At 37.9% G+C, this 13,145-nt stretch carries 11 protein-coding genes and 1 tRNA gene; 6 read left to right on the top strand and 6 right to left on the bottom strand.

Translation table 11 applies throughout. From position 1 onward, the window contains the following. Nucleotide 1 precedes the first annotated feature (1 nt). The 3 genes from J8L85_RS07780 to J8L85_RS07770 all read left to right on the top strand — a co-directional run bounded on the left by J8L85_RS07780 (nucleotide 2) and on the right by J8L85_RS07770 (nucleotide 2,753). Nucleotides 2-361 carry a BlaI/MecI/CopY family transcriptional regulator gene (locus J8L85_RS07780; protein ID WP_211016082.1) on the top strand — a complete coding sequence of 120 codons (360 nt, stop codon included), beginning with the start codon at nucleotides 2-4 and terminating at the stop codon, nucleotides 359-361. Beyond that, entirely contained in the window at nucleotides 362-2,020 is a 1,659-nt protein-coding gene (locus J8L85_RS07775; protein ID WP_211016080.1) for a M56 family metallopeptidase, read from the top strand. Nucleotides 2,021-2,600: 580 nt separating this feature from the next. Continuing rightward, nucleotides 2,601-2,753: an SsrA-binding protein gene (locus J8L85_RS07770; RefSeq protein WP_211016078.1), complete on the top strand. Its 153-nt coding sequence runs from the start codon at nucleotides 2,601-2,603 to the stop codon at nucleotides 2,751-2,753. Here J8L85_RS07770 and J8L85_RS07765 read toward each other — a convergent pair. After that, nucleotides 2,750-3,262: an adenine phosphoribosyltransferase gene (locus J8L85_RS07765; protein ID WP_211016077.1), complete on the bottom strand. Its 513-nt coding sequence runs from the start codon at nucleotides 3,260-3,262 to the stop codon at nucleotides 2,750-2,752. The genes J8L85_RS07770 and J8L85_RS07765 overlap by 4 nt on opposite strands. Nucleotides 3,263-3,343: 81 nt before the next feature. On the opposite strand from J8L85_RS07765, the gene J8L85_RS07760 reads away from it, so the two are divergent. The 3 genes from J8L85_RS07760 (at nucleotide 3,344) to J8L85_RS07750 (ending at nucleotide 5,760) form a co-directional block, all read left to right on the top strand. Further along, nucleotides 3,344-3,417 (top strand) — tRNA-Arg (locus J8L85_RS07760). A gap of 256 nt (nucleotides 3,418-3,673) precedes the next feature. Next, the gene (locus J8L85_RS07755) at nucleotides 3,674-4,528 is read left to right on the top strand and encodes a fumarylacetoacetate hydrolase family protein (protein WP_211016075.1); all 855 of its coding nucleotides are present in this window, start codon (nucleotides 3,674-3,676) and stop codon (nucleotides 4,526-4,528) included. Next, complete coding sequence (locus J8L85_RS07750) at nucleotides 4,525-5,760, top strand: glycoside hydrolase family 88 protein (protein WP_211016072.1); 1,236 nt, start codon at nucleotides 4,525-4,527, stop codon at nucleotides 5,758-5,760. Before J8L85_RS07755 ends, J8L85_RS07750 begins: the two co-directional genes overlap by 4 nt. A gap of 99 nt (nucleotides 5,761-5,859) precedes the next feature. On the opposite strand, the gene J8L85_RS07745 is transcribed toward J8L85_RS07750, so the two are convergent. The 5 genes from J8L85_RS07745 to J8L85_RS07725 all read right to left on the bottom strand — a co-directional run bounded on the left by J8L85_RS07745 (nucleotide 5,860) and on the right by J8L85_RS07725 (nucleotide 12,595). Beyond that, nucleotides 5,860-7,479 (bottom strand): sodium:solute symporter, encoded by a 1,620-nt coding sequence (locus J8L85_RS07745; protein ID WP_211016070.1) that lies wholly within the window; start codon nucleotides 7,477-7,479, stop codon nucleotides 5,860-5,862. 9 nt (nucleotides 7,480-7,488) lie between these two features. Further along, entirely contained in the window at nucleotides 7,489-8,595 is a 1,107-nt protein-coding gene (locus J8L85_RS07740) for an aldose epimerase family protein (protein ID WP_247656578.1), read from the bottom strand. A 92-nt stretch (nucleotides 8,596-8,687) separates the two neighbouring features. Next, nucleotides 8,688-10,235, bottom strand: a complete 1,548-nt coding sequence (araA, locus tag J8L85_RS07735) for an L-arabinose isomerase (protein ID WP_247656611.1) — start codon at nucleotides 10,233-10,235, stop codon at nucleotides 8,688-8,690. Continuing rightward, entirely contained in the window at nucleotides 10,207-10,917 is a 711-nt protein-coding gene (locus tag J8L85_RS07730; RefSeq protein ID WP_211016066.1) for an L-ribulose-5-phosphate 4-epimerase, read from the bottom strand. The genes araA and J8L85_RS07730 overlap by 29 nt, the downstream gene beginning before the upstream one ends. 1 nt (nucleotide 10,918) lies before the next feature. Beyond that, complete coding sequence (locus J8L85_RS07725; protein WP_211016064.1) at nucleotides 10,919-12,595, bottom strand: ribulokinase; 1,677 nt, start codon at nucleotides 12,593-12,595, stop codon at nucleotides 10,919-10,921. Nucleotides 12,596-13,145 lie beyond the last annotated feature (550 nt).

Raw genomic sequence — 13,145 nt, 5'->3', positions numbered from 1 at the left:
AATGCAGAAACTAACAAACAAGGAAGAAGAGATAATGAAAATACTCTGGCGCTTAAAAAAGGCCTTTGTAAAGGAAATAATGTCGGAGATAGAAGGCGAAAAACCCCATTACAACACACTTTCTACTATTGTACGAAATTTAGAGGACAAGAATTATGTAGCCCACGAAGCTTTTGGTAAGACCCATAGGTACTACCCAATAATTTCTAAAGAGAGTTACCGTAAAAAGTTCGTGAACGCTAGTATTGTGGACTACTTTGATAATTCATACAAAAATCTGGTATCCTTCTTTGCAAAGGAGGAAAAAATATCGGTTGAAGAACTTCAAGAGATAATAGACCTAATTGAAAAACGTAAGTAAATGGAATCATTTTTAATCTACCTTCTAAAATCTGGTGGTGTACTAATACTATTTTATGGTGTGTATCAACTCCTATTAAAAAAGGAAACCTTTTTCTTTTTCAATAGGATATTCCTATTTACCGGAATCATTATTTCTACAATATTACCGCTGATCCATGTTACAAAAACAGTAATCTTAAAACTAGCTTCCCAACATTCCGTAACAAATATTGCCACCACCACAGTAAATCAAAGCTGGAACCTTAACTACGCCTACGCATGTATTACATTCATATATACATTTGGTGCCATGCTGTTTTTTTATAGACTGTTCAAAGAAATAAAACATCTTAGAAAACTAATTATCTCGGGGACCAAAAACGCCAATAAGAACAACTTATATATTACCACCGATAAAAATATTTCTCCATTTTCATTTTTTAGGTGGATCGTTTACAACCCAAACCTTCATTCGAAAAAAGAATTGGATACCATACTAGACCATGAAAAGGTACACGCCACCCAATACCATTCCATCGATATTATAGTAATGGAGCTGTTTTTGGCATTACAATGGTTCAACCCAATTGCTTGGCTGTACAGAAAATCCATAAAAGAAAACTTAGAGTTTTTGGCAGATGCCAACACCTGCAAATTGCATATCAACAAAAAGGAATATCAATATTTTCTTTTAAAACAGGTAATCGGCCAAGGCAATATATCTATAGTAAATCCATTTTTTAATTCATTAATCAAAAAACGAATTGTCATGATCAATCAACATCCTTCAAAAAAATCAAGAGCATTAAAAAGCCTTATTATTTTACCTTTTTTGGCGTTGTTCCTTTTAAGTTTCAATATTAAAAACGACTACAAATTTGAAAACCTTACTACTAATAACAGTACTGAAAAAAGTATTGAGATAGTCATTACCAAGACCACGACCGACCAAGAACTTATCAAAATTAAAAACGACCTAGCAAAAGAGAAAATAGATTTCTCTTACACGACGGTAAGAAACAAGAATGGGGAAATCTCGGCGTTGTCCCTAGACATCTCAGGAGGAAAAAATAGTGCCAATGAGTTCAGTAACAGCTTTTCCACAAATCTAGATACCGATACGATATCACCTACATATGTAGTAATAAACCCTGAAAACCACACTGTTTTTATAGGGAATAAAGAATACGAAGTTGAAGAAATGACGGAAACCGAAGAGCACAGTTCTATTACATATAAGTCTCCAGATAACAAGGAGCCATTATTCTTTATTGACGGAAAAGAAAGCAACACTAAAGACGTAAATGACCTTGATCCAAATAAAATTGCTTCGATGAATGTCTTAAAAGGCAATAACGCTACTAAAAAATATGGAGAAAAGGCTAAAAATGGCGTTATGGAGATAACCACAAAAAAGGACATTGACTCAAATAAAGAAGAGCATGATATAGAAATAATCGAGATTAGAGAAAACGACTCGGCCTTTGTAAATTATATTTCTATAAACGGCCAAGAACCGCTATATTTTATAGACGGAAAAAAGAGCTCATCTAAGAAAGCAAACCAACTTAATCCAAATAATATTGCCTCGATGAATGTTTTAAAAGGAGACTACGCCATCAAAATATATGGTAAAAAGGCTAAAAATGGGGTCGTGGAAATAACCACTAAAAAATAAATTATCGGTCTCAAAAAAAACTGTTTTAAAAAAGCCGCTATATAAAGTAGCGGCTTCTTTATTTTTACAAATAACGAAACGTTGCGAATAGAGCATTTTTACAACGAAACAGCTCTACAAAACAGAAAATATTCACTATAGCCCCCTTCATATGTATTAGAAATAAACAATACACCCTATTTTAAATTCCATATTAAAACATTTTACAAGAGCGACACCTACAATTAAAAACTAGATTCATTATTTAACTTACATTTTTGTATTCAAAAATATTAATTTATCTAAAATCTCTTGTAGCAAGGCATTCATCCTATATATCTTACACAAACTTAGATTGAAACAATAATTTCATCAACCTTAAACCATATAGATGATCACCTTATTAAAAATTATTCTCTTACTCCTCATAACGCTTGTTGTGCAATACGTCTAATACCGAAAAACGAATTTGTTTATAACGGACCATAACCAGTAAACAGACCTGAAAGAGCAATAGATGCTACATTCCCCTTAAGCAGCAATATATTGTGTAGACAATGGAATCGCTTTCAATTTTGTATGTTTGTCAAAATCATTTTCTTTGAAAAAGACATTCTTCAAGATTTTGGCAACATTGAACAAGGCTTTGCTTCCCTCCTACTCAAAAAGAGGGCTAAATCTATCAAAGGCCAGTAAATTGCAATTGGCCATTATTGGCTGGCGGTATTTTGTTACCACCAAAGCCATATCTTAATATGTTATCAAAGAATTAATCGGGTGAGATTTTATCTTTTCTCTTCCTTTTAAAAAAGAAAGTTCTATCAAAAAACTAAATTGAACAATTTCGCCTCCTAATTTCTCCACCAATTTACCTGCAGCCATTGCTGTTCCGCCAGTAGCGAGCACATCATCATGAATCAATACTTTGTCTCCCCGTTCTACACCATCTATATGAATTTCCAAAGTATCGGTACCATATTCCAGGTCATAAGCTTCGCTCAAAGTTTTATAGGGCAATTTGCCAGGTTTTCTAATGGGTACAAAACCGGCCTGCAGTCGTTCGGCCAGCATAGGCCCAAAAAGAAAGCCCCTACTTTCCATACCTACTACCTTATCTATTTTGGTTTCAAGTAGGCCATCCACTAAATATTCCGAAGCAGCTTTTAAAGCCTTATAGTCTTGAAGTAAGGGAGTTATGTCTTTAAAAACAATACCTTTTTTAGGAAAATCGGGTACATCTCTTATATAGCTTTTAAAATCCATGTATTATAAAGGGTCTTAATTTTGTGGTAAATGTAAAAAGAAATATATTTGCACCCCGCTATTGATAAAATAGCTTAAAATGGCCTCGTGGCGCAACTGAATAGCGCATCTGATTACGGCTCAGAAGGTTACAGGTTTGAATCCTGTCGAGGTCACTACTTATAAAACAAAAAACCCCAGTATTTACTGGGGTTTTTTGTTTTATGTACACTTTTCCCATTAAGTCATTAGGCTTTTTATAAGCAAAATCCCCGTCAAGTTGCCATCTAACTTTTATCCATATAACTATAGAAAACCTTCACTAAGTCAAGTATTACCCTTTATCCCCTTAAAGAGACCAACTTTATTATAGCTAACTTCTTTTATCCACATCGTATTCATTAACTTAATAGACCAAATAAACTAGCGTTAATGAAGCTTATTAGAATAGGAAATATTGAAAACGAAAAACCAGGCGTAGAACTACCTAACGGTGATTGGGTGGATGTATCAGGTTGCACCAAAGATTTTGACGAGGATTTTTTTAGTAACGATGGTCTTGAAAAATTACAGTCGTATCTAACCAAGAAAGAACATCAACTACCTAGATTCAATAAGAAAGACAGAATAGGCCCCCCAATAAAAAGACCCTCTAAAATAGTTTGTGTTGGATTAAACTATGCCAAACATGCGGAAGAAAGTGGTATGCCCCTACCAAAAGAACCTGTACTGTTTTTTAAGGCCACCTCTGCCATTGTAGGTCCTAATGATGATTTAATTATTCCAAAGGGAAGTACCAAAACAGATTGGGAAGTAGAATTGGCCTTGGTCATAGAAAAAAAAGCAAGTTATGTGGCAAAAAAGGACGCAATGCAGCACGTAGCCGGATACATTTTACACAACGATTATAGTGAACGGGAATTTCAATTGGAACGTGATGGACAATGGGTAAAGGGTAAAAGTTGTGATACCTTCGCCCCTATTGGGCCATATATTGTTACCAAAGACGAGATAAGGAATCCCCACAACCTAGACCTATGGTTAACAGTAAATGGTGAAACGATGCAAAAAAGCAATACCTCCGATCTGGTCTTCGATGTTTCTCATATAGTTAGCTATATAAGTCATTATATGACCTTGCTCCCTGGAGACATCATATCTACCGGCACCCCTTTTGGGGTTGGCCTCGGCTTTAATCCTCCTAAATATTTAAAACCCGGAGATGTCGTAGAACTTGGCATAGAAGGCCTAGGCTCCTCTAAACAAAAAGTAAAAAACTTATTATGACCACTAAACCATACCTCTTCATTTTTATATCTGCACTTTTGTTTTTTTCATGTAAAGAAAAACAACCTGTAAAAAGTATTGTTACCACTGCTTCCAATGCCCATTTAAAAAGTACTTTGAACAATGTCTTAAATACTGGAGTGGCCCAATACAAATACATGGCCGATCAACTGCGAAAAGGAGAATTTCCCAAAACCTATAATTCAGAGAAAAACAAACTAGAGACAAGCGGTTCAGATTGGTGGTGCAGTGGGTTTTATGCAGGAAGCCTACTTCTTTTGGATAAAGGTATTGGAGCCCCCACATTAAAACAAGAGGCCCAAAAATCTATGGCACATCTAAAAAAAGAGCAATTCAACTCCTCTACCCATGATTTGGGATTTATGATGTATTGCAGTTTTGGAAACGCCCTCGCAATGCAAGAAAATAAGGAATATGAGCAAATTTTGCTGAACAGTGCCAAATCTTTATCCACTAGGTACAATGACAAAGTAAAGGCCATTAGATCATGGGACAATGCCCCATGGAACAAAGGTAACGAAGGCGACCTGATTGCCATCATAGACAATATGATGAACTTAGAACTACTCTTTTGGGCCACAAGGCACACTAATGATAGTACTTACTACAACATCGCCGTAAATCATGCAAATACAACAATGAACAATCACTTTAGAGACGATTACAGTTCTTATCATGTGGTGATTTATGATGAAAAAACAGGTGCGGTACAATCACAAATAACAAATCAAGGAGCTGCAGATGAATCATCTTGGTCCAGAGGCCAAGCATGGGGCCTTTATGGTTACACGGTTATGTACAGGGAAACCGGTGATCTAAAATATCTTCGATTTGCCGAAAATATCGCCGATTATATTTTAAACCATCCGAACTTACCTTCCGATAAAATACCCTACTGGGATTTTAATGCTCCACAAATACCAAATGCCTTAAGAGACTCTTCGGCCGCTGCTATAATAGCCTCGGCACTATTAGAACTCAGTACCTTTGACGAGGTTGGCCCAAAAGATAAATACCTGCACAATGCCGAATTAATATTACAACAGCTATCAACCCCAGAATATATAGCCAACAATGGCGAAAACGGCGGTTTCCTGTTAAAACATGGTGTTGGCAATATGCCTAACAAAACAGAAATAGATGTCCCATTAACATATGGTGATTACTATTTGATAGAAGCTATTTTAAGATATCTAGAGGTTAACACATAGTAATCGTGTATTAACACTCCCTATATTAAAAGAAAAAAACCAGGCCATAAGCCTGGTTTTTCGTATATAATTGGATATTAGTGGTTCTTAATAATCCTTTTATTTTCCATTAAAGAAAATCATTACCCCTATTACGATAATAACCACGATTACAGAAATAGCGATATCTACCCAAGAGTAACTACTCTTATTGTTTTTCTTTTCCTCTTCTGTGATGGTCCCAAAAGTCAAATTAACGATCTGTTCCCTATCCGGGGCCTTTGTTAAATGACTTACGACTATAATAAATAGGATACAGAACAGGAAGAACCACGCTCCAAAGCTTAAAAAGTTCATATCGCCCAATTGATACAGAAAACTATCCGTATCAAAATTGCCTTTGGTAAGCTCTAAAGTAATTCTTAAAAACGCTACAACGATACCCATGATCAATGTGGCAAAAGCACCTGTGGCATTAATTCTTTTATAGAAAATACCCAATAAGAAGACCGCCGTAATCGGAGGGGCTATATAAGACTGTACACTTTGCAGGTATTCATAAAGAACCCCAGAAATATTTGCCATGATAGGAATCCAAATAATTCCGATAATCACTACAAAAACCGTAGCTATCTGTCCGGTTCTGACCAATTTTTTCTCCGGGGCATTCGGTTTCAGCTTTTTATAAATATCCACAGTAAACAATGTAGAGCATGAATTAAAGACCGAGGCAAGCGAACTCATCAACGCCGCCAATAAACCTGCCGCTACCAATCCCCTTAAGCCTGAGGGCAACAAATTGCTCATCAATACAGGAAACGCTTCATCTGCATTTTCCCAATGTAACTCTCCCCTCATTTTTAATGTAAGGGCGATTACCCCCGGTATCAAGAACAGGAATACGGGCAAAAGTTTAAGCAAGGCCCCAAAAATAGTGCCCCTCCTACCCTCTTTAATGTTTTGCGCTGTCAATGCCCGTTGTACTATATATTGATCTGTACACCAATACCAAATACCCACAATGGTACTTGTAATCAACAATGAAGGCCATGGAAAATCTGGATCTGTTGCCGGTCTCCACATATTAAAATATTCAGGACCCAAGGTATCTACCATACTGCCCCAACCACCAACTTTATCTAAACCTATAAAAGTTAGCACAGCTGCACCGATAATCAAAAGTACGGCCTGCAAAGTCTCTGTATATACAACGGCACGCATGCCACCCAAAACGGTATACACCCCTGTTAACAATACGGTGGCAATGGCACCCGTCCAAAAATCTATGCCCAACAATGCGGAGACCACTACGCCACCAGCATAAATGGTTACCGATATTTTCGTAAGCACATAGGCCACAATGGAAAAGATAGAGAGTACCCATCTAGAGCGCGCATCAAACCGCTTCTCTAAAAACTCGGGCATGGTAAATACACCGCTACGGGCATAAAAGGGTAAAAACACCCAGCCCAAGATCAAGACCACCCAAGCCTGTATCTCATAAATTAACAAAGGCAACTTATTACTTGCCCCTGTACCTGCCAGCCCCACAACATGTTCAGAACCAATATTGGATGCGAATATAGAAGCCCCTACTACAAACCATCCCACATTTCTTCCTGCCAGGAAATAGTCTTCTGTATTTGCCTTCTTCTTACGGATAACCCAAATGGCTATACCCACTAGAAGTAGAAAGTATAACGATATACTTATCCAATCTAAAGTATCTAATTGTTTCATAATAATTGGTTATTTGGTTGCTAGTTTAAAGGTTGTTTTAGTCTTATATTTTTGACCTGGCTCTAGAACTACGGAAGGAAATCCAGGTTGGTTAGGTGAATCCGGGTAATGTTGGGTCTCTAAACAAAAGGCACTTCTTTTAGCATAAGTTCCCCCATTTGGAGCAGGTAGTGTTCCATCTAAAAAATTACCTGAATAAAATTGTATTCCGGGCTCTGTCGTTAAAACCTCCAGCGTACGCCCCGTACCTGGATGGTATGCCTTTGCTACCGAACGATACCCTTTTTCAGCCCCCTTAAGAACCCAACAATGGTCAAAACCACCGCCCAACTTTATCTGTTCGTCGTTAGCATCAATATCTTTGCCTATAAGCTTCGGTTCCCTAAAGTCGAAAGGAGTTCCTTCAACAGAGGCCAAATCTCCCGTAGGAATCAACCCGCCATCGACTGGAACATATGTATCGGCTGCAATTTGCAATTCATGGTCTAAAATCGGTTGTGAAAAATCACCTGAAAGATTAAAATAAGAATGCTGTGTAAGGTTCACCACAGTAGTTTTATCGGTAGTAGCCTCGTACAGAACATCTAAACTATTATCCTTGTTCAACGTATAGGTAACAACGGTTGTTAGGTTCCCCGGAAAACCTTCTTCCATATCCTTACTTAGGTAACTTAATTTTAAAGAAACATAGGAATCGGATTCCTCCGTACCCTCTACTTGCCACACGACTTTATCAAAACCTTTTATTCCTCCGTGCAAGTTGTTCTCGCCGTTATTCTTTGCCAAAGTATATTCAGTGCCATTCAAAGTGAATTTCCCTTTCGCTATTCGGTTGCCGTAACGCCCTACCAATGCCCCAAAAAATGGATTTTCTTCTTCATACTGCTCCAAATTATCAAACCCAAGAACAACATTTTCCATCTTCCCTTTATTATCGGGAGCCTTTAAAGAAGTGATACGGCCACCATAGGTGATTATATCAACAGATACCCCTCCTTTATTTATTAAAGTAAACAGCTCTACCTTTTGCCCTTCATTGGTTACACCAAAATCATTTCTTTCGATACTTATCGGCTTTGTTTTAGGCACCGATACTTCTTCGTTACTTTTCTTCATGGTTTTCTGTTTACAATTAACGTTAAGAACAAATATTCCCAGTAAGATAATCGAATAACTTAATTTAACGAATGGTTTCATGGTTATGGATTTTACAGATTATTCTTGAACAAATGATAATAGGCCTCATTGGCGTTTAATTGATTTTTTAAATCTCTGACAGTTGTATTTTTATCTATCACCACCAACTCAATTCCTGCCATTTCCGCAAAATCTTCGATAAACTCAGTGGTCAAAGCCTGCGTATATACTGTATGATGGGCTCCACCCGCCAAGATCCAAGACGTAGCGGCAATCTCTAAATCGGGTTTGGGGTCCCACAATACCCGTGCAACGGGTAAATTAGGTAATTTACCCATAGGATTTACTGCTTCTACCTCATTGACCACCAACCTAAAACGATTTCCTAGATCTACCAGAGATACGTTAATGGCCGGACCGGCTGGGGCGTTGAAAACCAAGCGAACCGGGTCCTCTTTCCCTCCAATTCCTAAGGGATGTACTTCACAAGAAGGTTTTGCATCAGCTATCGAAGGGCATATTTCCAACATATGCGATCCCATTACATACGACTTCTCGGGGGTAAAATGATAGGTATAATCCTCCATAAAAGAAGTTCCCCCGTTAAGACCTGTGGCCATCACTTTTAAAGCTCTTAGCAAGGCAGAAGTTTTCCAATCGCCTTCACCACCAAAACCATAACCGTCCGCCATTAACCTTTGAACAGCAATACCCGGCAATTGTTTCAATTCGCCAAGATTCTCAAAAGTATCCGTAAATGCCTTAAAGCTACCTTGATCCAAGAAAGCCCTTAAGCCTAATTCAATTTTTGCCGCATCTACCAAAGACTGTCTTTTAGCTCCCCCTATTTGTAAATCCTTACTTAATTCATACAGATTGCCATACTCTTCCAGCAGGGCATCCACTTCTTCCTTTGTTACCTTTTTTATGTGATTTACCACATCAGAGGAATCATAGCCATTGACCGAAAACCCAAATCTCAATTGGGCCTCTACCTTGTCGCCATCGGTTACAGCAACCTCTCTCATATTGTCTCCTAGCCTTGCCACTTTTAGATGTTGAAATTCATCCCACCCCAAGGCTACGCGAGCCCAGTTACCAAGTTTTTTTTGAAGTCTTTCCTCTTTCCAATGCCCAACAATAATTTTCCTGTCCTTGCGCATTCTGGTCATCATATGGCCAAATTCCCTATCGCCATGGGCAGACTGGTTTAGATTCATAAAATCCATATCTATAGATTTCCAAGGCACCTCAGCATTAAATTGTGTATGTAGATGGCATAGCGGTTTATTCAACATACTTAACCCTTTTATCCACATTTTTGCTGGCGAGAAAGTATGCATCCAAGCAATTATACCAATACAGTTTTTTGTTGAACTTGCCAAAAGACAGATATCCGTTATTTCAGCAGGAGTTTTAACGGTGGGTTTATAAACAATTTTTATCGGAATATTATTGGAAACATTAAAGCCTTTGACAATTTCTTGAGAATTTTCAGCTACTTGCTTAAGTGTTTCAGGACCATATAAATGCTGGCTACCCGTGACAAACCATACTTCTTTTTCAATCATATTCGATTTCGTATATTTATTATTGTTCTTGTTGACCGTAATAGGCATTCTTACCATGCTTACGCTCATAGTGTTTTTTTATTAAGGCTTCTTTTAATCTTGGTGCGTTCGGGTTTATCTGAAGTGTCAGGTACGCCATTTGCGCAACGGTCTCCAAAACCTTGCTGTTATACACAGCTTTTGCTGCGGTCTTTCCCCAAGCAAACGGCCCGTGGTTGCCCAATAAAACCATTTCTACTTCTTCGGAGGACAATCCCCTTTCCTTGAAACAATCAATAATCTGTATTGCTGTATTATGCTCATAGTTTCCTTCTATAAGACTATCTTTCATTGGTTCGGCACAAGGTATATCTGCCGTTAAATGATCGGCATGTGTTGTCCCAAAAACAGGAATATCTTTCTGTGCTTGAGCCCAGGCTACCGAATAAGTTGCGTGCGTATGGGCTATACCCCCTATATGGCTCCAATTTTTATAAAGCAATGCATGAGTTTTAGTATCGGAAGATGGTCTCATCGTACCCTCTACAATAGTATTGTCATAATCCAATACCACAATGTCTTCCGGTCTAAGCTTCTCATAGGGCACGCCGCTTGGTTTAATTGCAAAAACACCACTATTTCTATCTACAGCACTTACATTACCAAAAGTATAAATAACCAGACCTAGGTCGTTAAGCTCAATATTAGCCTCAAAACATTCTTCTTTAAGTTCTTTATATTTTGACCCCATATTATTTAGTTTTTTTAATTGAACTTTCTACAAAATTGCCCAAGTCCGTATATGAGTCCATTAATTGTTGGTACATAGCTGTGGTTTCTTTTTGCGGGTGATACTCGGCCTCAAATCCACTACCCATTTGTGCGCTTGCCTCCACTACATTAGAATAAATACCAGAAGCTACAGCTGCATAGATAGCAGCTCCCAAAGCAGGGGCCTGATCCGAAGCGGCCACTTTTATGGGCATATTCATCACATTCGCCAAGGTTTGCATAATGTAAGGCGATTTTCTGGCTACTCCTCCAATACCAATAACGGTATCTATTTTAACCCCTTCTTCTTGAAAACGGTCCGCTATCTTTTTTGAACCGAAACAAATGGCATTGACCAAAGCTTTGAAAATATGGGGAGCCTTACTACCTAGTGACAAATTTGAAATTGCACTTTTAAGATTTTGGTCCGCATCCGGGGTTCTTCTACCATTGATCCAGTCCAGTGCTATTGGTATACTCTCCGACAATGGAATAGCCTCGGCCGCGATGGAGAGTTCGGCCATGAACTTGCTTTCGACTTCATCTTTTAATTTCTCTTTTTGTTGACCTGACAAAATATCGGAGGTCATCACCAAGTTATCAATAGGCCAAGCAAGCAGTTCTTTAAACCAAGCCAGTAAATCGCCAAAAGCGGACTGCCCTGCCTCTAATCCGATCAAATCAGGTATAACAGAACCGTTTACCTGACCACAAATACCTTTTATAGTCCTACCATTAACAGCCTTTGCATCTGCCACAATAATATCGCAAGTAGAAGTACCCATGACCCTAACAAGGGCATTTTCAGTTATTCTGGCACCGACCGCCCCTGAGTGAGCGTCAAATGTGCCGACCGCTATAACGGTATCTGTGGTCAGGCCTAATTTATCTGCCCATTCTTTACTCAGATTGCCAGCGACCTCATCAGAGGTATAGGTCTCATCGTACAAACTATCTCTTAAATCCGCCAAATATGGATCTAACAACGCTAAAAATTCTTTAGGAGGCAATCCTCCCCAGCTCTCGTGCCACATTGCTTTATGACCGGCAGCACATCTACTTCTTTTAAAAGACCGTAAGTCTTTATTTTCTATAAGAATGTAGGTCATTAGATCACAATGCTCCATCCAAGTATATGCTTTGTTCTTCACCTTCACATCTTCTTTAACAACATGGGCTATCTTCGCCCAAAACCATTCAGAAGAATAGATACCACCTACGTATTTTGTAAAGTTCTCTCCCCCCCAACTTTCCGCTAATTGGTTGATACGTTCGGCTTCATTAATAGCTGTATGGTCTTTCCAAAGTACCATCATGGCATTCGGATTCTCTTGAAAACCATCTACCAAGGCCAAGGGAGTGCCATCTTTGGTTACCGGTATGGGAGAAGATCCCGTAGTATCTATGCATATGCCCTTAACATCTTTTGAGTCTACCTTACTCTTATCCATGACGGATTTTATAGTAAACTCCAACCCCTCTATATGATCAAGCGGATGTTGTCTAAATTGATTAATGGACGGATCACAATATTTCTTTTCTTTCCACCTCTTATACCAATGTACCTCTGAAGCGATTTCTTTACCGTTCTCCGAATCAATTAGTACGGCCCTAACGGAATCTGAACCATAATCCAAGCCAATAACAAACCTTTTCATACTATAATTCAATTTTACGGAGTAAATATAAGTAATTGAAATTTATAAAGTGTTACAATTACACTTTATTATTTCGCACTTATTAAAAATAGTAACCAACGAAAAAAACTACCCTAAGAACTTAGGAACAACGACTATAACACAACGGCATATAATATTCATTATCAGATTATTACCTAAATAATTAATCTTTTACTTCTCTCATTACTATTTTCATATCATCCTACATTATTAATTTTCAACGATTAGTTCAAAACAAATAGGGACACAACAAAATGTTTTGAAATGCCCCATATGTAACTAACTCAACAAACTACCTTTCACTCCAATCACCCATCTAAAAATTTTGGATGACAAGATTATATCAATTTTCTGATGCATTTACCTGATGCGAAAACTTCCTATCCCGTATTTCAATTAACTACAACTACCCTAACTAATTACCCATTTTCCAATCCTAAAATCCATTAATAAATTAAAACTGAATCAAAGTTTAATTATAGATTCTAATGTCAAACAGACATATAACAATATTAAGTGTAATTAATAC

Source organism: Maribacter sp. MMG018 (assembly GCF_018100785.1).
Lineage (GTDB): Bacteria > Bacteroidota > Bacteroidia > Flavobacteriales > Flavobacteriaceae > Maribacter.
The sequence above is the reverse complement of the archived record's forward strand: the minus strand, read 5'-3'. Positions and strand labels throughout refer to the sequence as shown.

Excerpts from the sequence above, each read along its gene's own strand:
- J8L85_RS07780 (WP_211016082.1), top strand. The coding sequence starts at position 2 with ATGCAGAAACTAACAAACAAGGAAGAAGAGATAATGAAAATACTCTGG.
- J8L85_RS07775 (WP_211016080.1), top strand. The coding sequence starts at position 362 with ATGGAATCATTTTTAATCTACCTTCTAAAATCTGGTGGTGTACTAATA.
- J8L85_RS07765 (WP_211016077.1), bottom strand. The coding sequence starts at position 3,262 with ATGGATTTTAAAAGCTATATAAGAGATGTACCCGATTTTCCTAAAAAA.
- J8L85_RS07755 (WP_211016075.1), top strand. The coding sequence starts at position 3,674 with ATGAAGCTTATTAGAATAGGAAATATTGAAAACGAAAAACCAGGCGTA.
- J8L85_RS07750 (WP_211016072.1), top strand. The coding sequence starts at position 4,525 with ATGACCACTAAACCATACCTCTTCATTTTTATATCTGCACTTTTGTTT.
- J8L85_RS07745 (WP_211016070.1), bottom strand. The coding sequence starts at position 7,479 with ATGAAACAATTAGATACTTTAGATTGGATAAGTATATCGTTATACTTT.
- J8L85_RS07740 (WP_247656578.1), bottom strand. The coding sequence starts at position 8,595 with ATGAAGAAAAGTAACGAAGAAGTATCGGTGCCTAAAACAAAGCCGATA.
- araA (WP_247656611.1), bottom strand. The coding sequence starts at position 10,235 with ATGCCTATTACGGTCAACAAGAACAATAATAAATATACGAAATCGAAT.
- J8L85_RS07730 (WP_211016066.1), bottom strand. The coding sequence starts at position 10,917 with ATGGGGTCAAAATATAAAGAACTTAAAGAAGAATGTTTTGAGGCTAAT.
- J8L85_RS07725 (WP_211016064.1), bottom strand. The coding sequence starts at position 12,595 with ATGAAAAGGTTTGTTATTGGCTTGGATTATGGTTCAGATTCCGTTAGG.